Below are 22,772 nucleotides of genomic sequence, written 5' to 3' on the forward strand. Positions count from 1 at the left end.
CCTGCGGCCGCCTGACGATCAACGCCCTGGCCTGCTGTCGAGCTGTCGGCAGCTGTCGACATTGGTCACCATTGAGCCCTTTCACGGCCCCAGGACGGCCCGGGAGAGCACTCATGCGTGAGTACCGCATGAGGAGTTCGATCCCTCAGCCGTGCGGATGGCTCTAACTCGTGCTCGCCGGTCGGTCCGTAGTCCAGTTCCAGTCTCCGGGAGCCGTTGTCGTCTGGCGACGTTGATGTCAGCTGGTGATGTCAGACCGTGGGGTGTTCATTCCCAGAAGCACACGGGACAGATCTCGAAGTTGCCACGCTCACCAAGCCTCAGGAAGCCGCAGCAGGGACAGGGGTACGGACCGTCTTCGGCCGAGCCATGAGCTTGGGAAGCTCAGGTGGTTTGGGAGGTGTCGCCTCGCTGACCTGCGTCGGAGCAGAGTTGGCGTCGCCGTCGTTGACCGTGATTGACCGCACGATGTGGCACGGCTATGGCACGTGCCAACAGCCGCGTCGGCCTTCGGCATCATCCGCCGCGCCGCTCAAGACACGGACACGTCAAGAGCTATCGGTCGATCACGAGGCCGGCTTCACGACGTGTTGGCGACCGGCTCGCGCGGTTCGGTCTCTGACCGGCGAGGCGGCGGAAGTGCCACTGTGCGCCCGCCGGGCGGCCCCTGCCGCAGCCACCGCTGCGGCGTGTGCCGCCGCCACCACTTCTCCGCGGGCTCCTCCACCGCGGAGTACAACGCCCAGGCCAGCACGACGACGACCATGCTCATGCCGATCAGCGCGAACAGCGTGCCGTTGTTGTCGGGCATGCGGCCCCACTGGTAGATGGCCAGCCGGCTGATCGAGTGGTGCAGGAGGTAGAAGCAGTACGACCACAGGCCGAGCTGGACCATCAGCTTGGCGTTGAGTACGCCGCGCAGTCCGCGGACCTCGCGCTGGACGAAGGCGAGGATGATCAGTGCGGCCAGGACCGCGACCACCGGCCGCACCAGATAGTCGAGCTGCGCGGCGGCCCCCGCCGGCAACAGGGCCTGGCCGTCGTAGTAGCAGTAGACGTAGGCCGCCAGCAGCACCACCGGCACCGAGGGGTGCAGCGGCAGCCGCCAGCCGCGTTTGACCGCGAGCGCGACCGTCATGCCGAGCAGGAACTCCGGCAGGTAAACCACAGGGTGGCGCATCACCCAGGCCGCGTGGGCGGGCGAGTAGTGGGTGGTGGCGAACCAGTCCACGGCCCACATTCCCACCAGTCCGCCTGCCGTGACCAACCCGAGCCAGCGGGTGCGCAGCCTGACCGCGATCCGGCCCAGCAGCGGGAAGAGGGCGTAGAAGAGCAGTTCGACGCTGAGCGTCCAGGTGACCTCGTTCCCGGGGAGGGCCGGGGTGACATTCGGGGACCAGGTCTGCACCAGGAAGGCGGAGGAGATCAGGCTGGGCCAGCTGATCGCGAGGTGCGCCGCCGTGTAGTAGGCGTAGGTGCCCAGCAGCAGGGCGACCAGGTGGGCGGGCCATATCCGGCCTACGCGGCGCCAGTAGAAGGCGCCTGGGTGCTCGTTCGGTTTGAAGACCCAGATCATCAGGAAGCCGGACAGAACGAAGAAGAGGCTGACGCCGTTTCCGCCGAACTGCGCGTAGGGGAAGATCAACGGCGCCCGTCCCAGTCCGGTCTTGCCGCCGCTCCCGGTGAAGTGGGTGGTGAAGACCGCGAAGGCCGCGAAGAAGCGCAGGCTCGTGAGGGAGTCGAGGCGTTTGGGGAGAGGTGTCACCACCGCCCGTATGCCTGGCAAAGACATGGGGTTTCGCCGTAGCCCTTCGGGGGTCCGTCAGTAACCGGCGCATTATATGACCATTGACGTAAGGATAAGCAAACATCAACCTTTGGCAGACAGCGATGGGGTGTCGTGTCTTTCCCTGACCGGGTGGAGCCCAGCTGACACCCAGAGCACCCCGGAACGCAATCAGGGCCGGTCTCCCTTGATGCGGGAAACCGGCCCTGACCTGCTGCTTTCCGAGTCAGGGTGGCGGGATTCGAACCCACGACGTCTTCGCCCCGAAGCAACTTGGGTGTGTGCTCGACCTGGGCCGGTGTGCTTCTCACCTGCTGCGATGGTCCGTGGATGTGCGTGGTTGACTGCGGCTGTGCGTCGACGTTGTCACGCAGTCAGACACTCACGGCTCCTGCTCGCGATCCGGATCTTGCCCTTGCGCGTCGGTGGCAGGCACTGAGGTCAGACGTCAGTTACTGCTGTCAGCTCCTCGGCGTCGGAACAAGAGCCGGGTTCCGCGCATGAACAGGATGAACAGTGTCCGGGCAACCATGAAAACCGTGGTGAGCGCGAGCGCATGAGCAACCACGTCGGAGATCGTGATCCCAGGGTCGGGTACGTCGAGGAGCCGCGCCAGCTCTGCGATCGCTACAACCAGCCCGAACATGAACGGCAGCCATTCCCAGTGAGTCCGTGAGCGCGACATCACGGCAGCCTGCCGCTTGCGTCGCCACCGACGAGTTCCCAGGCTGAGAATGACGCTCAGGGCCATCATCGAAACGGGTGCCCATAGATCCCCCCAGTGAACGGCGATCTGCACGGTTCCTCCCCCTTACGACTCCGAGACCTGGCCAGATCGGCGGTGAGCCTATCGCGGGACCAGTGGAGTGCTCACGGGCGAGTCAAGCGCGTGAGCAGTGGCCGAAGAAGTGACTCGCCAAGTCTCGTTCTCCGAGGGCAGTAGCGACCAGCACCGTGCGGGTCTCATGGGGCCGGCGCGATATGCGGTTGAGATCCACTTGGTCCAGATATTTCCGACATGCAGCTCGCATCATCTTCAGATGGCCAGCCAACTCATCGCCGGTGTCGGGTTCCATGAGAACCTGGGTCAGCGTCTCGCGTATCTTTTGGACCGACTCGATGCATTGCGGGGCGTCGTGAAGGGCCTCAGGGATTCCTCGCACTGTCGTCAAGACCCTGCGATCTTCCAGGTACACCAAGACCTTGTTAGCGACAGCCCGTTGGGGTAACGGAACGTCCCAATCCACCAACGCTGAGCGCACACTCGGCTACGAGATCGGCGGAGTCTCGATGACTGAATTCAAACGCTGCCGACTGCGCTCCTCGATGCGAACTACGGGCACGAGGGTCGCTGAGGGTCGACTGGCTGTTCAGCAAGGGTGGAAGGGGTCTTACTCGGTTGACCGTGGTCTGCCCGGTTGCTGTACTCCGTTGCGGTACGGCGACTTCGGAGGCCTGATCGACGGCGCACCAGTTCGGAAGATCGCGTAACTGGATATGGGCTGACCTTGCGCAACCCTGACCTGGGGGTTCTCGGGGTGGTTGCCGACGGTCCCCACTGTTCCCCGTAGGTCGCCGCTCGATCGGGCACGTTCGGGGCACGGGCCGCCCCTCTCTGCGCGTGATCCATGACTCACCTAGTCCGGGACACACATCATGCGATGCGCCGGCACGACCGGCTCGCCGGGGAGCGGATCGATTCCGCGGAGCCGTACGGCCACGATATCGGTGGCGAGGTGGGATTGGTCCGGGAGCCTCGTCAAACGCCACCGGAAGGGCTCTGGGACGTCTTTGGCGGGGAGTTCCACCGTGGCGAGGCTGACCCAACGGTCGTAGCTGGTTGGGTATATGCGGACCAATACGCCACACTCCTGGCAAATTGGTGGCTCGATCCATGACACGTCGTCGGGGTCGAGTTCTGGCCTTGGGGCGGCTGTGGCTCCATCGGCTTCGGCCATCTCGTTGGCGAAGACGTTCCAGCACGGCTCGCAGAATCTGTTCATGAGGTTGATCCGCCCGCGATCACGCACGGTCGGGCTCACCTCTCCGCACCGATGGCATAAGTACCGCTCGCGATCCCTTATCGCCCCCATGGGTTCGAGTGTGAACGAATCCGACTCGATCCCAGTAGGTCGCGATTTGGCCTCATTTGCCGATCACATGTCTGTGGGGTCGATGGAGTCTCAACGACCGAAGGTGCTCCACCGACCTACCCCTCGATGCGAACCAAGCGCGCGACGGCCGTTGAGGGTCGCTTGGCCGGTCAGCAGGGTCGGCAGCGTTCTCAGTCGGTTGCCTCCGGTCTGCCGAGTTGCTGTACTTCGCTGCTGTACAGCTCAGAAGACTGACCACCGCTTTAAAGAGCGAGGTTGGGTGATCACGGCGCTGATGTGGGAGTTCCGGCCGTCAGTGCAGTCGGCGTTGCTCCTCATCCGCACCAGACCCCAGATGGAGACATCCGCACAATGATGAGCGCTGAGCCCGTGGGACTACTGCACGTGTTGATCGTCTACGAGCGTCCTTCGGCGCACCGGGTGGTCTGCCACGCCCGCAGCGTCAGTCTGGAGCGGGGGGTCTTCCTCGGCGATTCGGTGCTCCCGGTGGACAGCCCACCGGGAGCCGTGATTCCCCCGGCCCGGGTGGTCCGTATGCACCGGCAGCCGTTCTGGGAGTTCACCGAGTTGCCCGCCGTCTGGAGTGCTGTCGTCGAGCTCGAGGGCCCGGACCTGTCCTGGGTGCAGCTTGAGGCGAAGCTCCGGGCGGTCCCGCCGGCAACCGGCACTGAGCAGGGACAGACGGGCTGAGTACCGCCTTCGGCGGCAGCCGACCAGCCCGGTTCTCCCACCACTCACCCCAGCTCCCCCCTCCCGCTGTCGGCCGATCCCCCGCCGGAGGCACTGTCCTGGCGGTGGACCGCGCTCTGCGGTGATCGACTCATGGCCCTCGCCCTACCCGCATGTAGGCGCGCGTCGGCGCAGCCCGCGCGGAGCGGGCCAAAGGCAGGAGCGGCGCGCGGAGCGGAGCCGGGAAGCGCGCCCGGTGGAGCGGAGCGCAGCCGGGGCTTGATCCGGACGCCTACGACTACGTGGGAGCCGTCCTGTTCAATCATCACGCCGGGCAGCTCTGGCAGCGCTTCACGACCCGACTCCGCCGCGAACTCGCCGCCGCGCCGGTCTGACCCGGCGGGAGCTCGCCGACCACCTGCGCGTCTCGTACGGCAAGGTGGCGGAGTTCCAGAAGCGCGGGGCTCTGCACTTCCACGCCGTCGTACGCCTCGACGGCCCCGAGGGGCCCGGGACACCGCCGCCCGTCTGGGCCAGGGTCGAACTGCTCACGGACGCGATACGCGCCGCCGCCACGCACTCGTACACGTCCGTCTCGGTTCCGGCCGCTGACGGCCAACCCGCCCGGACGCTCCGATGGGGCCGACAGCTGGACGTCCGCCCGGTCAAAGCCCTCGGTGACGGCTCCGACATCACCGAACAGGCCGTTGCCTCGTGTGTGGCCAAGTACGCCACCAAAGCCGCTGAGAACACCGGCACCCTGGACCGCCGCATCGGCGAGCTTTCCGAACTCGACCGCCACCAAGTGCCCGACCACACACGGCGGCTCATCACCGCGTGCCGCGACCTGGACGGCCTCTATCCGGACCGGCGCCTCTGTGCCTGGGCGCACATGCTCGGCTTCCGCGGGCATTTCTCGTCCACGTCGCGCACCCACTCCACCACCCTCGGCGCCCTCCGCCAGGAACGCGCCGACTACCGCGCCGCACAGGAGGCTTCCGTTCTCGGCCTGGACGACCGCGAGCCGGACAGCGTCCTCGTCCTGACGGACCGGCAGTACCCCGGCCACGGCCACACCCCGGGCGAAGCCGCCCTCGCAGCGACCATCGCGCGAGACCTCCAGACCAACCGCGAGACAGCCCGCGAAGCTCTGCTCAGCGAAGGGAGCAGCGAAGGGAGCACGACATGACCACGGCCATCCGGGCACGCAGCATGCTCACCCTCGCCGAGGTCTGCGAGGAGCTGAGCGTCTCGCGCTCGACCTTCTACGACTGGCGGGCGAAGAGGCGTGCGCCGCGTTGCATCAAGCTCCCGAACGGCGACCTCAGGATCGGGCGGAGCGATCTCGATCACTGGCTCGACGACCGTGAGGACGCCGCCCGGCCTTCGTCATTGCCACCGGGCTGCCGGTGTCCCACCGCTCCAAGTCGGCTTCGATGAGCTGGTACACGTTCGCCGTCGAGTACGTGGACACCCGTTGGCCGGAGCTCGGCGGCAACAGCCGTAAGAACACGGCCAAGACCCTGTCGGCGGCCACCAACTCTCTGCCGGTCTCGGCCTGGGAGGAGGCAGAGAGGGTCGATGGGGTCCTGCGAGCCGTCGACACGCGCCTTGACGGTAAGCAGGCGGCGGCACTCCTCGACTGGATCCGGCGCCGGCCCCGTGGAGGAATGCGGCCGCACGCGTTCTTCGCCACGCTGTACTACTGCGGTCTGCGACCGGAGGAAACCGTAGCCATGCGAGTGAAAGACGTGACGCTTCCCGGCCGCGACGATGGGGACCAATGGTGTGAACTCCTGGTCCGTACGGCGACCCCTGAGGTCGTCAAGCAGTGGACCGGCACCGGAGAGATTCACGAGGAACGCGACCTGAAGGGCCGTGCCGAGGGCGAGACGCGCACCGTGCCGGGGCATCCGGCCCTGACGCGCACCGGCACACGCGCCTCACGAAGTGGCTCAATGACGGGACCCCGCCCGCCCAGGTGGCCGAGTGGGCCGGGAACAGCGTGCCGGTGCTGCCGGCCACTTACGCTCGGTGCGTCGAGGGGCGGCTGCCTGACCTGAAGAGGCGCCTGGAGGCCGCGGGGGATCTCCCCGAGCTGCCCGACGCGCACTGAGGCTTCTCGCCGAGAACTTCGACATGTATTCGACACGGCCACCGGCGAAAACCCGGTGACAGCCGGACAGCCCCGGAACCTCCCCTTGATCGTCGGGGGGTGTTCGGGGCTTCGCCGTGTCGAGCAGAACCCGCCCTGACCAGCAAAAAAGCCCTCCCGATGGGAGGGCTCTCAGTGGCGCCCCCGGCAGGACTCGAACCTGCGGCCAAGCGCTTAGAAGGCGCCTGCTCTATCCACTGAGCTACGGGGGCCAGGTGTGGTGGCCGGTTTCGTGGTGCCCGGGTGTGGGCCGATCCGTGACCTTGCCGGGGACAAGGATAGGGCTCCCGGGTCCTTGTCCCTGGCGCTTCGCCTCCGTGGCTCAATGTGGAGGTTCAGTGAAGCGGTCCTGATAATCGCAGGCAGGTACGAATCGTGCACCGCTTTTGGCGTCTCGCGCATCGGGTGTTGTGCACTCGTTATGCCTGCGCCCCAGTCGTCCCTTCCGCCCCGTGTGTCCTGTCGGCGCGCAGACATAGCCATATGCTTCAGAAAGCCTCCAAAATTGGGCATTCTTCGCATGTGGTGACCTTGGACGTACGGCCTCAGCTGCTCGACGCACTCTCCGCCCTGCGCGACCGTGTCGCCGCCGCACGCTTCCCGCTGCCCCTGGCGGGGGCTCCACGCGCGCGTGCCAACCGCGACGAACTGCTCGCACAACTAGACGACTATTTGGTGCCCCGGTTGAGGGAGCCCGAAGCACCACTTCTCACCGTGATCGGCGGGTCGACGGGAGCGGGGAAGTCCACTCTCGTCAACTCCCTCGTCGGGCGCCGGGTCAGCGAGGCCGGCGTCTTGCGGCCGACGACCCGGACGCCGGTACTGGTGTGCCATCCGGAGGACCATCACTGGTTCAGTGGAATGCGGGTGCTGCCCGACCTCACGCGCGCGTGGGTGCCCCACCAGGAACCCGGCGACGACCTTCAGGCCCTCATGGAGCGCGGGGAACGGGTGCTGCGTATCGAAACCGCCGACACCCTCCCCCGGGGCCTCGCCCTGCTCGACGCGCCCGACATCGACTCCCTGGTCGCCGACAACCGCGTACTCGCCGCCGAACTGATCTGCGCTGCCGACATCTGGGTCATGGTGACCACGGCCGCGCGGTACGCCGACGCCGTGCCGTGGCATCTGCTGCGTACCGCCAAGGAACACAAGGCGACCCTGGTGACCGTTCTCGACCGGGTGCCCCACCAGGTGGTGTCCGAAGTCTCGCGGCAGTACGGCGCCCTGCTCACCAAGGCGGGGCTCGGCGAGGTGCCCCGCTTCACCGTGCCGGAACTGCCCGAGTCCGCGTGGGGCGGCGGCCTGCTGCCCGCCACGGCCGTCGCGCCGCTGCGCACGTGGCTCGTCCACCAGACGCAGGACCCCGGAGCCCGGCACGCGGCGATGGCCCGTACGGCCCAAGGAGTCCTCGACTCGCTCAAGGCCCGGATGCCTGAGCTCGCCGGTGCGGCCGCCGCGCAGTACGCGGCCGCGCTGCGGCTCACCGCCGCCGTCGACGGGGCGTACGACAGCGAGCACGCGCGCGTGAAGGGGCGTCTGCAAACCGGTGCCGTGCTCTCCGGGGACGCGCTCAAGCGGTGGCGCGCCTACCCGCTCGACTGCACCGCGGGTGAACTGCTCGACTCGCTCGTCGAGAGCCTGGCCGCACTCCTGCTGTGCGCCGTCACGGCCGCCGACGAGCGCGTGGACGACGCCTGGCGGCGCGAACCGGCCTCGGGTGCTCCGGGGCTGACGGACCGTGATCCGACGCTGGAGAGCGCCGAGCACCGGATCGGGATGTCCGTACGACGTTGGCGGCGGGTCCTGGAGGAGTACGCCGAGGACGAGGTCGGCCGCCTCGACAAGAGCGTGGCACCGGACGCCGAGGTCGTCGCCGCGCTGGTGGCCACCGCGCTCCTGGGCGGCCACAGGGCACGCAACGCGGGCGAGGGGCTCGCCGAGCGGCTCGGCGCGCACGGCGCCCTGCGGCTGCGCGAGAGGGGCGGGCGCCTCCTTGCCGAGTACCTCGACAGGGCCCTGCACACCGAGCGCGAGCGCCGTCTCGCCCCGCTCGACGCCCTCGACGTGCACCCAGAGCCCCAGGCCGAACTCATCGCCGCGCTGTCCGTACTGCAGAAGGAGAGGTGACCGCGGTGACTGCCGTCACAGACCACACGGATCACGCCGACCATGCCGGAGACGATTCCCCCGAAGACGATTCCCACGACGACGGCACGTCCGATCACGGAATGTCCGGTCACGACGCGTCCGACCACGCGGGCGCGTCCGACCAGGGAAGTTCCGAAAACGGCCGCCCTGAAGCCTCTCGTTCCGAGGCCGACTCCCCGGAGGCCTTCGCCACGGAAGCCGCGGACGGCGAGCCCGCCGCCGGGGAGGCCGCGATGGAGGCTCCCATGGAGTCCGTGACGAAGGCGCAGCCGGAGGGGGAAGCCGAGGGGGAGACGGAGACAGAAGCGAAGGCGGAGACAGAGGCAGAGACGGAGGACGCCGAGCGGGCCCAGGAGGTCGCCTTCGATGCCCCGCGTGGCGGCGCGCACACACGCGTGAAGGACGACGCCGGGCACACGCGGGTGAAGACCGACGACATCGGTACCCGTGCCGAGTCGGAGACCGCCTGGGACGACGGGCTGATCGCCCGCCGCGTGTCCGAGACGGCCCCCGGCCAGGAGGCACACGCCCCGTCCCTGGTCCTGGAGACCAAGACCGCCGTACAGACCCCGCCGCCCCCGCTCGCGTACGACGGACCCCTGAGGTCGCGCCTTGACGCGCTCCGCGAACTGGTGGGGTTGTCGCGCACCCGGTTGGACAGCGGGACGCTCGCCGAGGCGAGCCGGGTCCTCGACGAGGCGGCGGCGCGCCGCAAGCTGTCCGGTGAGCACACCGTCGTCGCCATCGCCGGGGCCACCGGCAGCGGCAAGTCGCAGCTCTTCAACGCGCTCGCCGGGGTGGCCATTTCGGAGACGGGCGTGCGCAGGCCCACCACCGCGGCGCCCATCGCGTGCAGCTGGAGCGACGGCGCGGCAACCCTCATCGACCGGCTCGGCATCCCGGGACGACTGCGCAGACGTCCCCTGCAGAGCCCGGAGGCGGAGGCACAACTGCGCGGCCTCGTCCTGGTCGACCTGCCCGACCACGACTCCGCAGCCGTCCAGCACCGCGAGCAGGTGGACCGCATCCTGGCGCTCGTCGACGCGGTCATCTGGGTCGTCGACCCCGAGAAGTACGCGGACGCCATGCTCCACGAGCGGTATCTGCGGCCCATGGCAGGCCACGGGGAGGTCACCTTCGTGGTCCTCAACCAGGTGGACCGGCTGCCCGGCGAGGCCGCCGACCAGGTCCTCGACGATCTGCGACGACTGCTCGACGAGGACGGGATCGCACTGGGCGAGTACGGCGAACCGGGCGCGACCGTGATGGCGCTGTCCGCGCTCACCGGGGACGGCATCGGCGAACTGCGCGAGTCGCTCGGCCAGTTCCTGGCCGAGCGGGGCGCCGCCGCCCGTCGAATTTCGGCCGATCTCGACGCGGCCGCCACGCGACTGCGTCCCGTCTACTCGACCGGGCGTCGTACGGGGCTCAGCGAGGAGGCGCGCGACGAGTTCGCGGACCGGCTCGCGGACGCGGTGGGCGCCACGGCGGCAGGCCAGGCGGCCGAGCGCGCGTGGCGCCGCAACGCCAACCGCGCGTGCGGCACCCCCTGGCTGCGGCTGTGGCGCTGGGTCCAGGACCGGGGGGACCCGACGACGGGCCGGCTGTCGGTACGGGCACCCGCGGACGAGGAGGCCACGGCCCGGCAGCGCGTCGAACAGGCGGTGCGTACGGTGGCGGACCGGGCGGCTCGCGGGCTGCCCGCGCCCTGGGCGCAGGCGGTGCGCGAGGCGGCCGTGCGCGGTGCGCAGGGGCTGCCGGAGGCGCTGGACGAGATGGCGACGCGCGCCACGACACCGGTGGGGCGGCCGCCGCGGCCCGGCTGGTGGCCGGCCGCCGTGCTCGCGCAGGCCTCGATGACGATTCTTCAGATCATCGGCGGACTGTGGCTGCTGGGGCAGATCATCGGGTTCATGGCGCCGAACCTCGGGGTGCCGGTGCTGCTGATGTTGGCGGGCATCATCGGCGGCCCGGCCGTCGAGTGGGGCAGCAGGATGGCGGCGCGCGGACCGGCCAAGCGGTACGGGCTCGAAGCGGAACGGCGACTGCGCGAAGCCGCCGCCGGGTGCGGGAGGGCGCGGGTACTCGATCCGGTGGCGGCGGAATTGCTGCGGTATCGGGAGGTACGGGAGCAGTACGGGCGGGTCACGGGGGCGTCGGCGCCGGTCGGATGAGAGGAAGCACTCCACGGGCTGAAGTGCCTCCACCCCTTCGGATGACGCGGTTGTCCACAACCGGCCGGTAGCACACAGGGCTCAGCGGGCCCGGCCCGACGAAGGCAGTCTGAACTCGCGGCGATCGCAGCGCATGCGAACGTAGAGCATGCGCTCGCCGCGACAGACGCATTCGTACGGGAGAGGGGTCGGACATGAACGAGACGCTGGTGTGCGCGGTGGGGAACGTGGCGACGCAGCCGGTCTACCGAGAATTGGCGAATGGCGCATCCGCGAGGTTCCGCCTGGCGGTGACGGCGCGGTACTGGGACCGCGAGAAGAGCGCCTGGACGGACGGGCACACCAATTTCTTCACCGTGTGGGCGAACCGCGCGCTCGCCACCAACGTGGGGGCATCGCTGTCGGTGGGCGATCCCGTCATCGTGCAGGGCAGGTTGAAGGTGCGTACCGAGGTACGCGAAGGACAGAGCTGGACGTCGGCGGACATCGACGCGGTGGCCATCGGCCACGACCTCTCGCGCGGCACCTCGGCCTTCCGGCGCCCGAACAAGGAAGGGGACACAAATGCGTCCCCCCGGCCCGAGCCCAACTGGGAGACGGAGCCGGAGAGTCGTTCCCTCGACCTCTCCCAACAGACGCCTGAACCCGCCGGAGTGACCTGACGTCAGGTACGGAATCGCCCTGGCCAGGCGACCTGACCGAACTGCGGCTTATCGACAAATCCGTTCCGGACAGTCCTCATTGATTTGTCGATAAGCGCAGCTCACAGGCTCGCCGACCGATAACGATTCCGATTCGGATCGGTTATCCGACGGCAGGACCGGGAAGCGCGGTACGCCCACGTCCTTAGGATGCCGGGCATAGCTCACGGGGCTTCTGATTCTGCTGGCGGGACCGTCCCCCCATGTCAACGGGTCCTGCTCGAAGGGGAATTCTGTGTTTTCTTCGTTCTCTGCGTGGTCCGCGCGCAGGCGAGGGGCCGCTCGCCTCGCCGCCGCGACGTTGGTGTCGGGGCTCGTCGCCGCGGGGGCGTTGGCCACCGCCGGTGCGGCCGCCGCCGACGATGCCCCGCAGAGTCAGGGCGGCGCGAGCGCGACCATCGGCGGTCTGAAGACGTACGGGGCCGCGGTGGTCCACGACAACGGCGTGGACCAGCAGGTGTCCGCCGGTCTGTTCGAGATGTCCGTCGACGGCGGCGGCATGCTGCAGACGTACTGCATCGACCTCCACAACCCGACCCAGCGGGACGCCCAGTACCAGGAGACCTCTTGGAGCGGCACCTCGCTGAACGGCAACAAGGACGCCGGCAAGATCCGCTGGATCCTGCAGCACTCCTACCCACAGGTGAACGACCTCGCGGCGCTGGCCGACATGGCCGGTGCGCACGGCCTCACCGAGCAGGACGCGGCGGCCGGCACCCAGGTGGCCATCTGGCGGTACTCGGACGGCGCCGACGTGGACGCGCTGGACCCGCAGGCTGAGAAGCTCGCCGACTACCTGCAGAAGAACGCGCGGAACGTGGCGGAGCCCAAGGCCTCGCTGACCCTCGACCCGCCCGCGGTCTCCGGTCACGCCGGCGAGAGGCTCGGCCCGATCACCGTGCACACCGACGCGGACAGCGTGACGGTGACGCCGCCCGCGGACGCCGCCGCCAGTGGAGTGAAGGTCGTCGGCAAGGACGGCAAGGCGATCACCTCGGCGACGGACGGCAGCCGGCTCTACTTCGACGTGCCGAAGGACGCCACGGACGGCTCGGCGGCGCTGACCGTGCAGGCGTCGACGACCGTGCCGGTCGGCCGGGCCTTCGCCTCGAGGACCCGCAGCCAGACACAGATCCTCGCGGGCTCCAGCGAGTCGACGGTCTCGGCGACGGCGACCGCGAACTGGGCCAAGGAAGGCGCGATACCGGCGCTGTCCGCCACGACGAACTGCGCCAAGGGCGGCGTGGACGTCACGGCGACCGTCACGGGCGACGCGCCGTTCACCTTCGAGCTGGTGGGGGCCGAGCACACCGTCACCGCGGGCAAGTCCCTGACGGTGACGGTCCCGCTGCAGGAGGACCAGGCGTACGACTTCACGCTGACGGGTCCGAACGGTTTCGAGAAGCACTTCACCGGCATGCTCGACTGCAAGACACAGGGCAGCGCGAGCGACATCACGACCCAGACGGTCGGTGAGCCGAGCCCGGCCCTGGCGAGCGCCGCCTCCACCGGGGGCACCAACCTCGCCGAGACCGGTGGCTCCGGCGCGACCCCGATCATCACGGGCATCGCCGTCGCCCTGGTCGTGATCGGCGGCGCGGCGGTGTTCCTCCTCCGCAAGAAGAAGGCACCGGCGCAGAACTGAGCACAGCGCCACCGCACCTTGGCAACTCAACAGTGAGTGACCGCAGCACGGTGACTCCGTGAGCCGCGGCCCCGGCCCGCCCCCAGGCGACCGGGGCCGCGCCCCTTTCCGGCCGCGCCCGTCAGGCCATCGCGCCGACCAGCTCGCGCCGCTCGGGCAGTCCACAGCGTTCGGCGTCGGACAGCGAGGCGATCAGGGCGCTGCGGGCACGGGCCACGCGTGAGCGGACCGTACCTATGGGGCAGTCGCTCACCAGGGCCGCCTCCGCGTACGGCAGTCCGAGGAGCTGGGTCAGCACGAAGGCCTCGCGACGCTCCTCGGGCAGTTCGGCCAGGAGTTCGTCGAGCGCGATGCCGTCGTCGAAGCCCGGCAGGCCGCGCGGCTGGGCGCGCTCGGCGGCGAGCTGCCAGTCGTCGGAGTCGGCCAGCCGGGGCCGGGCCGCCGCGGTGCGGAAACTGTCGATCACGGCCCGGCGCGCGATGGCCAGCAGCCAGGTACGGGCCGAGGAGCGGCCCTCGAAGCGGTGCAGGCTGCCGAGGGCGCGCAGGAAGGTGTCCTGGGCCAGGTCGTCGGCGGTCTGCGGGTCCGCGCCCAGATAGGTGACGTAACGGCGTACGTCGCGGTGCAGGGCGCGCACGAGCTGGTCGACGGCGTCGGGGTCACCGGCGCGGGCGGCCAGCGCCCAGGCCGTCAGCGACGCGTCACGTGAGGTGGGCAGGGCAGGAGTGGTCACCTGGTGTCCTTCTCGGGTCATCCGGGATCCGGACCCGGCGCGCGAGGGCGGTCCGAGGGTCCGGTGAGCGAAACCGGCCGCACGAGGGCGTACGGCCGAGGCCCGGGGCGCACAGGGGCGGCCTCGGGGAACCGGCTGTCTTCAGACGACAGCGGTCCCAGCGGGCGGACCCCGAGAAGTGATCGCGTGGACGAGAAGGAGCCGGCGCGGGGCGCGGGCGGAGCGGTCGCGGCGGACGCGCGGACGCGGGCGGCTCACCGGCGCGGGCAGCGCGAGCGGCAGCCGCAGCGGGGCTGCCAACAGGCCGGCGAGGGCCCGCAGGACACGGAAGACGGCGCGCTCTCCGTGCGCGAGCCAGAGGCCGCAGAGCAGGGCGGCCAGCAGGTGGGCGGCGAGCATGCCGAGCGAGGACGACGTGCCGTCCGCCGCGTGCCCCGGGTGGTCCATGGCGCCCATGTCCATGGCGTCCATGCGTGTCGAGTCCATGGGCACGGAGTTCGAGGGCATAGAACTCATGGACATGGGACCCGTGGGCATGGAGTTCATGTCGTGGCCGGTGAAGACCGAGGCCGCCGCGCCCCACACTCCCAGGGAGCCCGACGACTGCGCGAGCGAGAACACCGAGTGGAGTACCGCCTGCGCCGCGACCACGGCGGACACGATCAGGGGCAGTCCGCGTTCCCGGCCGGCCAGACACCAGCCCGCGCCGCCGATCACCGCGCCCGAGGCGCCCAACGCCCACCAGGGCACCGTGCCGCCGGACATCATGACGTGCCCCAGGGCGGCGAGCAGCACACAGACGACCGCGAACACCGCGGCCCGTACCGTGCGAGAACACCACCCAGCAGTCATGGCGGGCTCATCCTCGCATCCGGGCAACAGGCGTCAGGGGAGGGTACGGAAATTTCTCACGCCCCACTCATGCGCGGGCTCAACTCGCGTCGGACGCACGGTGTTCACGAGCGAGCTGGTGGGGGGAATCCGTCCCGCCGACGGAGGGCAAGGTCGGCGGGACGGCAACCGCTCAGCGGGTGGTCATCGGCCGGTGAGAGCCGATGGGAGCCGGCGAGAACCAGTGAGAACCAGTGAGAGGACGCTCAACTACTCGGAGCGGGCACCCCGGCCGCGCGCGAGGGCGTAGCCGGCCGCGGCCAGGCCCAGCACGCCCACGACCAGTCCGGCGATGCCCAGGCCACGGGCCGTGGAGTCACTGCTCGACGTCGAGTCGGCCGCGACGGCCGGCGCCGAGCTCGACGACGAGGACGAGGCGGAGCCCGACGCCGAGTCCGAGGTCCCGCCGGAACCCGTCTCCGCGTCCTTGGCGGTCAGGGTGAGCACCGGCGCCGGGTTCTCCGGCTCTTCCGCGCCCTTCTTCGCCTCCTCGATCCAGCGAACGACGTTGCCGTCCGAGTAGGTCTGCAGGGTCTTGAAACTCAACTGGTCGGTGTCGTCGGGCAGCTGGCCGAAGGCGACGTTGAAGTCCTGGTACTGGCCGTGCCGGATCCGGCCGCCGGTCCAGGTGATCTCCGAGACGGCCTCGGTGATGGTGCCGTCGTCGGTCTTGACGGGGGTCTTGAGCTTCGTGGTCGTCACCTGCGCCGTCCAGCCCTCCTGAGGGGTGACGAGCACGCCGAGGACCGGGTGGTCCGTCGGCAGGAAGACCTGCACCTTCGTGGTGCTCGCGGTGTCCTCCTCGTTGGGGACGCGGAAGGTGAGAACACCGTCCGTGGCTCCCTTGGCGTAGGTCTCGGGGTGGACCGTCACATGCGCGAAGGCGGCGCCCGCGGCGGCCAGGACACCGGCCGTGGTGAGGGCGGCGACAAGGCCGGCGCGGCGCAGGGTGGTGCGAATCGGGGACATCAGGGGAACTCCGTACTGGTGGGGATGCGGTCAGGGCGTGTACGCGAGCCCTGCCGGCGGTCCCCGACGGGAGAGCGCGTGGCGCAGCAGCAGCTGCCGAAGCGGCCGAGGTTCCCGCACGGTCCGGCGTACGACGGCCGGCCGCGTCGGTACGGCGGACCACCCCGTGCGCACCCGCCACCAGGCGGCGAGCCCCGGTACGAGGGCCGCGGCCCGTCGCAGCAGGAACCAGAACGCGGCTTCACCGCGCCGCAGCCACCAGGTCGCGAGGAGGGCGGCCACCACGTGGGCGGCGGTGGCGTGCGGTGTCATGGCGTGCCCTTCTGGGTTCGCCATGTGCACGCCGTGCATGTCCATCGCCATCCGCGGACCGGCCGCCTCGAAGGCGAGATGCAGTCCGGCCTGGGCGGCCAGCATCCCGCCGCCGATCCCGACGAGCGAGCGTTCGCGTCCGCCCAGCAGCCAGCCGACCGAGAAGACGGCGAGGAGCCCGGCGCCGTCCGCCCACAGCGGCGGCGCCTGACCAGTGGCGAGCCCGTGCCCCCCGGCGGCCAGCAGCACGCACAGCACGGCGAACACCGCCGCGCGCAGGCTCCGTACCTCTGGGGACGCACTCATGGAGCCCAGATACTGCCATGGCGGGCGAACGGCCGTCGCGGCTTCCCGAGCAGCTGCTTCCTCCGAGGCCGTCCGGAGGCCTCGAAATGCCGCTCGGGCAGGGTCCGGTCGAACCGGGAGGGAGGTAGGAACCTGACATACCGCTTCGCTGTGTCGTGCTCGACCACTATCAGGGCGTGGCGACCGAGGTCGCCGCCTGGTCGCCGGTGGCGGACGACGTGGAGGTCGCCACTATTTTCAACATCGCTCCTCCCCCACAGCAGCGTCGCTGCTATCACGCTGTCGCCCTTTGCCCTGTGACCGGCTTTCCCGGCCTCTGAGCACTACGGCGACTCCGCCACGATCCGGCGCCACCAGCGGGCATCGCGCTCGCCCGTCGCCAGCCGGCTCGTCGCGCCCGAACCGCCGGCCCACCCACAGCGGCACGACTCCGACTGGGTGGCCCACAGCCCTGCTTCGATATCCGACTCCATGGCAGTCTCAACGCACCCCGATCGAGCGGGTCACGAACCGCCACTGCCCTGATGCAGCATCAACCCTCCGGATTCGAAGCGGGCACGCTGACCAGGACAAATGGAGAAGCACAACCGGAGTACTAATCCCCCTCTCCCATGCCGACGTTCGCCCCGGGCACCGTCTTCAGCAGTGGTCCGAGGACGGCGGCCTGAGGGAGCTTCAGGTCCGGCAGACCGTAGTGGTCAGGGTTGGGTGCGCTGAGCGGGGTGTCCACGGCCAGCCCCGGCGTCAACGTGGTCAGATCGGCGGCAGGCGCGTCCGCCCCGAGGTGATCGAAACCGGGCCCGAGGAGGTTCGGAAGGGGCGTGTGCAAACCCGCCCCGGGCAGTCCGGCGTCGACCGGCAGTCGCGGCACCGCCTGGTCGGGGAGCAGTCGGCCCTCGACGTACCGCGGTCCCTCGGGTCCGCCCGGCATCGGCACCGGAAGCTCCCCGGCGATCTTGGGCGTCTGCAGGTTGAGGGCGCGCCCCACGCCGTCCAGAGGTACGGGGACGGGAACCTTTTCGGCCGCGACGGCCGGCGTCACGGCGGCGGCACCCATCGCTGCCGCGACGCCGGTGACGACGGCGGCAAGAGTTCCTCGAGTGGTCGACTTCATCTCAGGTACGGTCCCTTTCAGGATTCGGTGGGTCTGCGTCCATACCGGGTAACGATCCTGAGAACGCCTTCAGTTCAGGATTCCCCTGACGGACCAAATAGTCAGCTCGTCCAGAAATTCCACCAGCGGGTCAGGATCAGCATCCCGATGATCCCGATGTGCACGACCGGCAGGACCCAGGTGAATTCTCCGAGGAATCCCCGCAACCAGTCGGGCGCGGGCAGAAACGCATGCCGTACGTTGAACGACGTCACGTACCAGAACATGATGATCGTGGCGACCCACGCCAGACAGCACCACAGGCACAGCGAGTTGATCCGGTACAGCGACTCGAACTGGAGCCAGGTGCAGAATCCGACGCCGAAGAGGGTGCCGGCGTTGAAGGTCAGCCAGTACCAGCGCGGGTAGGTGGCCCGCGCCAGCAGGCTCATCCCGACGCAGATCACGATGCCGTACGCCACCAGGCCGAGCATCGGGTTGGGGAACCCGAAGGCCGCGGCCTGCTTGCTCTTCATGATGTTGCCGCAGGAGACGACCGGGTTCAGGCTGCACCCCGGCACGAAGTTCGGGTTCTCCAGCAGCTTGAACTTGTCGATCGTGATGACCCACGCGGCGAGCAGACCGGCCGCGCCGGTGATCACCAGTAGCAGGGCGAACGCGCGGCTGCCCCCCGCGGTCCGCACCCTCGCGGCGCCGCCCGCGGTCCGTGTCATCAGCCGCGCAAACTGTGCGCGGGCAGGAGTACGTGGGCCGCGCTGAGCAGGATCTCCTCGTTACCCGCGAAGGCCGCCAGGCTCTCCGGCTCGACGGGCTTGCCGGGCTCGGCCTCGGGCCAGACGCGGGTGGCGAACAGAAAGTAGGCGTAGCCCCGTTCACCGACCGCCGCGAGCCACTCGGGCGGCACGACGCACTGAGCGTTGAGGTACGGCATCGTGACGACGGCCTGGCCCGCCTCGACAAGGAGGCTGAGCGGCAGGTTCGGCTGCCGGGTCCCGTCGAGTAGCGAGTCGCCGACGGGCAGACCGTTGTTCCGCAGCAACTGCTCGATGGCGGCCGTGGCGGCCGCCGGGCCTCCTTCACCGTCGCCCAGGGAGTAGGCGAGGAGATAGGGCATGTCGCCGTCGGGCACTTCACCGCTGAAGGCAATGACGGCGAGCGTGCCGAGGTCGACGGCCCGGAAAGGGCGCGTTTGGCTTGAGGTTGAGGTCACCGCGGAACCTTATCGACGCACCCGAACGGGCCCGGCCGATTTCTCACCCGAATGGCCGACAGCCGACGGGCGACCACACGAACGGGGGACGCTCCTCGAACAACGCGAAGGGCCGACTCCGCGGGTACGGAATCAGCCCTTTCAGTCCGCGTGCGACGTCAATCGAGGAGGCACGAGGTCACTTGTTGTCGCACACGTTCCCAAACGCCGGGTTCAGCGCGCCGATGACGTTGACGCTGAGGCCACAGGCGTTCACCGGAACGTCCACGGGGATCTGAATGACGTTGCCGGAGGCGACACCGGGGGAATTGGTCGCCGAGCCCTGTGCGCCGGCATCGGCGACGGCGCTGCCCGCGGCGGCACCCGCGGCCATTCCGGCGGTGGCGAAAATGAGAGCGGCCTTCTTGACAGGGTTCATCGCCCGTCCTTTCCTTGGTGACTTGCTTCAGCCTAGGGATGAGTCCGCAGGCCTTTCGGGAAGACACGCGATGAAGTGAATTCATTTCCCTGAACCGACTGGCTCCGGAGGGAACCGATCAGTTCCGGAGGGGAAGTCCGCCGAGGAGTCGCGCGGGGCCGCCGGCCGCGTTGAGCGCCTTCGTCGTGCCGCTCACGGCGTTGAGCACCGAATTCTTGTTCTCGGTGTCGAGCGCGTTCGACTGATGCTGCAGGGGCTGCACGTCCTTCAGACTGAGCGAGCGCTGGCTGGCGATGGTCTCCAGTGCACTGTTGAGACTGGTGGGCGTGAGGTCGGAGGCCTCGACGGCAAAGGCGGGCGCGGCGGCACCAGCGATGATCACGGAGCCGGCAACGACAGCGGCAGCATTCAGGGACTTCATCGTGCTCCTTTCTTCGGTGACAGGTGCCACCGGAGGGAATTTCCGCTTTTTCCGGACTGACTAACGAGACCCGGACACGAAGGAAACCCTGTGCAGACGATTCCCGCACCCCACCCGAACGTCCGACCCGCAATGAACAGCGTGTGGCCGGCGGCCCGTCCAGGGCCGCGGCCCGGCGCGCCGCCCGGCTCGGGCTCCCCGTGCCAGGGCCGTCTGCGCACCCACTCGGGGAGAGCAGGGTGGTTCTTCTTGACGACGGCCCACGGCGCGTTCCGGTGTGTCAGCCATCCACTCGCCGATCGCGGCCATCGAGGTGGCGGGCTCAGCAGGCGGGCTGCTCACTTCGAGACTTCTCAAAGACCCTGGGCTGACAACTGCTTCGCCTCAGGCACCGCTCCCCCGCGCCCAGGAGGACAGGGTTACCGCCCAGGACCTCGGCGACGACGTAGACAAGGGCCGTCACCACAGCGTTGGCCGCCGACACCACCTGGGTGGCGTCACCGGACGTGACCGCCGCGACCAGCGTGTCGACAGCCTTCCGCCTTGAGCACGGCGTTCAGCAGGTCAATGACCGGGGGCGAGGATGCGCCGTGGGGCAGAGCACGCATGGATGTTCCCTAGGAGCCAGGCAAGGGCCTTGGACCCGCTTCCCCCAATCGGACCAACGCGGACCGGCCGCCCTCCCGTTGGGGAAGGCGGCCGGCAGAAGGGTTGGCGCTGACGTCAGCCGTTGGCGCAGGTGTTGCCGAACGCGGGGTTCAGCAGACCGACGACGTTCACGGTGTTCCCGCAGACGTTGACCGGAACGTGGATGGGCACCTGCAGAACGTTGCCCGACAGGACGCCAGGGGATTGGGCCGCCGAGCCGGTTGCGCCGCTGTCGGCGGCAGCGATGCCGGCGGTGCCCGCCACGGCAGCGGCGGCAATGGAGGTCAGGGCCAGGCCCTTCGCGATACGCGACATGGAGAAGTGCTCCTTGGAATCGTCACAACGTCCGGGCGAGATGCCCGGTGCTGGAATCAACGCGCAGGACACGCACGAGTTGCGCCTCCAAAGGAGTGATCTCACCACCACCGAACCCCACCATTCCGATACATTCATGAGATTTAACCGACAAACGCAGTGAGTGGCTGGAGCCGAAAACCTCTCGCAACTCCTTGCCAGGGGATGCCGGAATCAGGCTCGGAATACCGACCTGGAATCAGACCTCAGCCATCCAACGGGAGTTGGACCTCGTGGAGGAACTGGCACGGTGCACCGGGCCACCTGGAGACCGAACGCCTCATCGCAGCCTCGGGGTTCGGGCTTCGGGGCCCAGGGTTACGGCGGCGGCTGCGCGCGGGCCCGGGCGGCGAGCGGGTCCCAGCATTCGCGGACCGGCACGGGCGGGACGCGGTCATGCGCATCCAGGTCGGCGCCAAGGAGCGGAAGGACAAAGGGGACAGCACAATTGGGTGCCGGGCGCGGCGAAGCGTCCGGCACCCAGAGCGTCGTACTACCGGCGGGAGGCGACTCGACCTCGTCGGTACAGGACGGCTCCGCCGATCAGCAGCGCGACGCCGGCGGCCGAGGCCCCGAGCACGTTCTCACTGCCGGTGTGCGCCAGGGTGGGCGCATTCTCGGAGGGAGAAACGGGCAGGATCGCCTGCCGGACGGTCCGCGAGGGGGTGACAGGTGTCGTCACCGGCGGGACAGTCGGAGGCGTCACCGGCGGAACGGTCGGAGGCGTCACCGGCGGAACGGTCGGAGGCGTCACCGGCGGAACGGTCGGAGGCGTCACCGGCGGGACAGTCGGAGGCGTCACCGGCGGAACGGTCGGAGGCGTCACCGGCGGGACAGTCGGAGGCGTCACCGGCGGAACGGTCGGAGGCGTGGTGCTGGGAGGGGTCACCGGCGGAACGGTCGGAGGCGTCACCGGCGGAACGGTCGGAGGCGTGGTGCTGGGAGGGGTCACCGGCGGGACAGTCGGAGGCGTCACCGGCGGGGTGGTGACGTTGCCCCCAGGCTCGTTCCCGCACCTGTTGCCGAACGCCGGGTTCAGCAGGGCGATGACGTCGACCGAGTTGCCGCACGCGTTCACCGGAACGTCCACCGGGGCCTGGGCGTGGTTGCCCGACAGGACGCCGGGCGAGCCCTGGGTCCTGCCGGACGCCGTGGAGCCGGAGGAGCCGCCCTGCGAACCCGAGCCGTTGGTGCAGGAGTTCCCGAAGGTCGGGTTGAGCGCGCCGATCACGTTGACAGTGTTGCCGCAGGCGTTCACCGGCACGTGCACCGGAACCTGAACGCTGTTGCCCGACGCGACGCCGGGTGAGTCCATAGCGCTGGCGTCCGCGTGCGAGTCCGCGAACACGGGGGTGCCGTACAGGGACAGGATGCTCGTCGCGGCCGCGGCCACGACCATTCCCCTACTCAGGTTCTGTCGCAATCTCGTTGTCTTCCTGCTTGAAAGAAGTGAGGAAAGCCGGCCTTGGGGCCGAAAGAGCGACCCAAGGCCGACCGTGGTCCAGCCGGGATGGCTGGTGCTGTCGCGTCAGCCGTTGGCGCAGCTGTTGCCGAACGCCGGGTTCAGCAGGGCGATGACGTCGACCGTGTTGCCGCACACGTTGACGGGGACGTGAATGGGGACCTGAATCACATTGCCCGAGAGGACACCCGGCGATCCGACGGCGGAACCCTGGGCACCGGCGTCCGCGAAGGCCGGGGCACCCATCCCCAGGGCCATGATCGCGCCGGCGACAACAGCAGCGCTCTTCTTGTGCTTCACGTAATTTCCCTTCTCTGCGGTCATGGCCCTATGACGGCCGAAACCGAGCGAGCACACCTTGAGCGGCTCGCACCACGACCTGCAGTCTGTAAACGATGGAGGACCGTCCGAAGAAACTAAAGAACGTGCGCCGCTTGGGAATTCACTCGAATCGCCCCGTACTCGAATCGGCACCGAGGTGCACACGAACACCCTTACGAGAAGGAACGGTTCCCTTAAATACGTTCCGCGGGGCCGAC

The 22,772-nt window shown here is 69.1% G+C and carries 24 protein-coding genes, 1 tRNA gene and 2 pseudogenes; 9 read left to right on the top strand and 18 right to left on the bottom strand.

The window, feature by feature from the left end; all coding sequences use genetic code 11:
• Nucleotides 1–267: 267 nt before the first annotated feature.
• The 4 genes and pseudogenes from ACFZDJ_RS05810 to ACFZDJ_RS05825 all read right to left on the bottom strand — a co-directional run.
• Nucleotides 268–336 (bottom strand): annotated as a pseudogene (locus ACFZDJ_RS05810) (CPCC family cysteine-rich protein); the annotation flags it as partial.
• Nucleotides 337–580: 244 nt separating this feature from the next.
• The gene (locus ACFZDJ_RS05815) at nt 581–1,792 is read right to left on the bottom strand and encodes an acyltransferase family protein (RefSeq protein ID WP_391056354.1); all 1,212 of its coding nucleotides are present in this window, start codon (nt 1,790–1,792) and stop codon (nt 581–583) included.
• Between the two features lie 442 nt (nt 1,793–2,234).
• Nucleotides 2,235–2,585, bottom strand: coding sequence for a hypothetical protein (locus ACFZDJ_RS05820; RefSeq protein ID WP_390927134.1), 351 nt, complete (start codon nt 2,583–2,585; stop codon nt 2,235–2,237).
• Between the two features lie 838 nt (nt 2,586–3,423).
• On the bottom strand, nt 3,424–3,879 hold the full coding sequence (locus ACFZDJ_RS05825) for a DUF6083 domain-containing protein (RefSeq protein WP_391056356.1): 456 nt from the start codon (nt 3,877–3,879) through the stop codon (nt 3,424–3,426).
• Nucleotides 3,880–4,254: 375 nt separating this feature from the next.
• Here ACFZDJ_RS05825 and ACFZDJ_RS05830 point away from each other — a divergent pair, with 375 nt between their 5' ends.
• From ACFZDJ_RS05830 to ACFZDJ_RS05845, 4 genes and pseudogenes are all read left to right on the top strand, one after another.
• Nucleotides 4,255–4,590 carry a hypothetical protein gene (locus tag ACFZDJ_RS05830; RefSeq protein ID WP_391056358.1) on the top strand — a complete coding sequence of 112 codons (336 nt, stop codon included), beginning with the start codon at nt 4,255–4,257 and terminating at the stop codon, nt 4,588–4,590.
• Between the two features lie 257 nt (nt 4,591–4,847).
• Nucleotides 4,848–5,758 (top strand): annotated as a pseudogene (locus ACFZDJ_RS05835) (replication initiator); the annotation flags it as partial.
• Complete coding sequence (locus ACFZDJ_RS05840; protein WP_391056360.1) at nt 5,755–6,009, top strand: helix-turn-helix domain-containing protein; 255 nt, start codon at nt 5,755–5,757, stop codon at nt 6,007–6,009. The pseudogene ACFZDJ_RS05835 and the gene ACFZDJ_RS05840, both read left to right, overlap by 4 nt.
• Nucleotides 6,006–6,632 (top strand): hypothetical protein, encoded by a 627-nt coding sequence (locus ACFZDJ_RS05845; RefSeq protein ID WP_391056363.1) that lies wholly within the window; start codon nt 6,006–6,008, stop codon nt 6,630–6,632. Before ACFZDJ_RS05840 ends, ACFZDJ_RS05845 begins: the two co-directional genes overlap by 4 nt.
• 228 nt (nt 6,633–6,860) lie before the next feature.
• On the opposite strand, the gene ACFZDJ_RS05850 is transcribed toward ACFZDJ_RS05845, so the two are convergent.
• Nucleotides 6,861–6,936: transfer RNA gene (locus ACFZDJ_RS05850), tRNA-Arg, on the bottom strand.
• A gap of 310 nt (nt 6,937–7,246) precedes the next feature.
• Here ACFZDJ_RS05850 and ACFZDJ_RS05855 point away from each other — a divergent pair.
• The 4 genes from ACFZDJ_RS05855 to ACFZDJ_RS05870 all read left to right on the top strand — a co-directional run bounded on the left by ACFZDJ_RS05855 (nt 7,247) and on the right by ACFZDJ_RS05870 (nt 13,395).
• Nucleotides 7,247–8,854: a dynamin family protein gene (locus ACFZDJ_RS05855; protein WP_384905767.1), complete on the top strand. Its 1,608-nt coding sequence runs from the start codon at nt 7,247–7,249 to the stop codon at nt 8,852–8,854.
• A 254-nt stretch (nt 8,855–9,108) separates the two neighbouring features.
• Entirely contained in the window at nt 9,109–11,049 is a 1,941-nt protein-coding gene (locus tag ACFZDJ_RS05860) for a GTPase (protein WP_391056865.1), read from the top strand.
• Nucleotides 11,050–11,243: 194 nt separating this feature from the next.
• On the top strand, nt 11,244–11,711 hold the full coding sequence (locus ACFZDJ_RS05865) for a single-stranded DNA-binding protein (protein WP_390927122.1): 468 nt from the start codon (nt 11,244–11,246) through the stop codon (nt 11,709–11,711).
• A 274-nt stretch (nt 11,712–11,985) separates the two neighbouring features.
• Nucleotides 11,986–13,395 (top strand): Cys-Gln thioester bond-forming surface protein, encoded by a 1,410-nt coding sequence (locus ACFZDJ_RS05870; RefSeq protein ID WP_391056366.1) that lies wholly within the window; start codon nt 11,986–11,988, stop codon nt 13,393–13,395.
• Between the two features lie 121 nt (nt 13,396–13,516).
• Here the strand turns inward: ACFZDJ_RS05870 and ACFZDJ_RS05875 are convergent, their stop codons facing one another.
• The 4 genes from ACFZDJ_RS05875 to ACFZDJ_RS05890 all read right to left on the bottom strand — a co-directional run bounded on the left by ACFZDJ_RS05875 (nt 13,517) and on the right by ACFZDJ_RS05890 (nt 16,606).
• Nucleotides 13,517–14,149 (bottom strand): sigma-70 family RNA polymerase sigma factor, encoded by a 633-nt coding sequence (locus ACFZDJ_RS05875; RefSeq protein WP_143601690.1) that lies wholly within the window; start codon nt 14,147–14,149, stop codon nt 13,517–13,519.
• 120 nt (nt 14,150–14,269) lie between these two features.
• Nucleotides 14,270–14,980 carry a hypothetical protein gene (locus ACFZDJ_RS05880; RefSeq protein WP_391056369.1) on the bottom strand — a complete coding sequence of 237 codons (711 nt, stop codon included), beginning with the start codon at nt 14,978–14,980 and terminating at the stop codon, nt 14,270–14,272.
• 249 nt (nt 14,981–15,229) lie between these two features.
• The gene (locus ACFZDJ_RS05885) at nt 15,230–15,988 is read right to left on the bottom strand and encodes a DUF1775 domain-containing protein (protein ID WP_390927117.1); all 759 of its coding nucleotides are present in this window, start codon (nt 15,986–15,988) and stop codon (nt 15,230–15,232) included.
• Nucleotides 15,989–16,018: 30 nt separating this feature from the next.
• Nucleotides 16,019–16,606, bottom strand: coding sequence for a hypothetical protein (locus ACFZDJ_RS05890; protein ID WP_390927115.1), 588 nt, complete (start codon nt 16,604–16,606; stop codon nt 16,019–16,021).
• Between the two features lie 155 nt (nt 16,607–16,761).
• Here ACFZDJ_RS05890 and ACFZDJ_RS05895 point away from each other — a divergent pair, with 155 nt between their 5' ends.
• Complete coding sequence (locus tag ACFZDJ_RS05895; protein WP_391056371.1) at nt 16,762–16,926, top strand: hypothetical protein; 165 nt, start codon at nt 16,762–16,764, stop codon at nt 16,924–16,926.
• Nucleotides 16,927–16,929: 3 nt separating this feature from the next.
• On the opposite strand, the gene ACFZDJ_RS05900 is transcribed toward ACFZDJ_RS05895, so the two are convergent.
• From ACFZDJ_RS05900 to ACFZDJ_RS05940, 9 genes are all read right to left on the bottom strand, one after another.
• Complete coding sequence (locus ACFZDJ_RS05900) at nt 16,930–17,079, bottom strand: hypothetical protein (RefSeq protein ID WP_391056374.1); 150 nt, start codon at nt 17,077–17,079, stop codon at nt 16,930–16,932.
• Nucleotides 17,080–17,201: 122 nt separating this feature from the next.
• Nucleotides 17,202–17,720 carry a hypothetical protein gene (locus ACFZDJ_RS05905; protein ID WP_391056377.1) on the bottom strand — a complete coding sequence of 173 codons (519 nt, stop codon included), beginning with the start codon at nt 17,718–17,720 and terminating at the stop codon, nt 17,202–17,204.
• Between the two features lie 101 nt (nt 17,721–17,821).
• Nucleotides 17,822–18,433, bottom strand: coding sequence for a vitamin K epoxide reductase family protein (locus ACFZDJ_RS05910; protein ID WP_384905775.1), 612 nt, complete (start codon nt 18,431–18,433; stop codon nt 17,822–17,824).
• Nucleotides 18,433–18,930 (bottom strand): DUF5949 family protein, encoded by a 498-nt coding sequence (locus ACFZDJ_RS05915; RefSeq protein WP_391056380.1) that lies wholly within the window; start codon nt 18,928–18,930, stop codon nt 18,433–18,435. Before ACFZDJ_RS05915 ends, ACFZDJ_RS05910 begins: the two co-directional genes overlap by 1 nt.
• 178 nt (nt 18,931–19,108) lie before the next feature.
• Nucleotides 19,109–19,348, bottom strand: coding sequence for a chaplin (locus ACFZDJ_RS05920; protein ID WP_384905777.1), 240 nt, complete (start codon nt 19,346–19,348; stop codon nt 19,109–19,111).
• Nucleotides 19,349–19,466: 118 nt separating this feature from the next.
• A complete protein-coding gene (locus tag ACFZDJ_RS05925) occupies nt 19,467–19,769 on the bottom strand; it encodes a hypothetical protein (RefSeq protein ID WP_384905778.1) in 303 nt (100 codons plus the stop codon).
• A 723-nt stretch (nt 19,770–20,492) separates the two neighbouring features.
• On the bottom strand, nt 20,493–20,732 hold the full coding sequence (locus ACFZDJ_RS05930; RefSeq protein ID WP_168508762.1) for a chaplin: 240 nt from the start codon (nt 20,730–20,732) through the stop codon (nt 20,493–20,495).
• 532 nt (nt 20,733–21,264) lie between these two features.
• A complete protein-coding gene (locus ACFZDJ_RS05935) occupies nt 21,265–22,170 on the bottom strand; it encodes a chaplin family protein (RefSeq protein WP_390927111.1) in 906 nt (301 codons plus the stop codon).
• A 129-nt stretch (nt 22,171–22,299) separates the two neighbouring features.
• Nucleotides 22,300–22,557 (bottom strand): chaplin, encoded by a 258-nt coding sequence (locus ACFZDJ_RS05940; RefSeq protein WP_168508764.1) that lies wholly within the window; start codon nt 22,555–22,557, stop codon nt 22,300–22,302.
• Nucleotides 22,558–22,772 lie beyond the last annotated feature (215 nt).

Origin of the sequence: Streptomyces sp. NPDC007896, from assembly GCF_042959425.1 — a bacterium.
GTDB lineage: Bacteria > Actinomycetota > Actinomycetes > Streptomycetales > Streptomycetaceae > Streptomyces.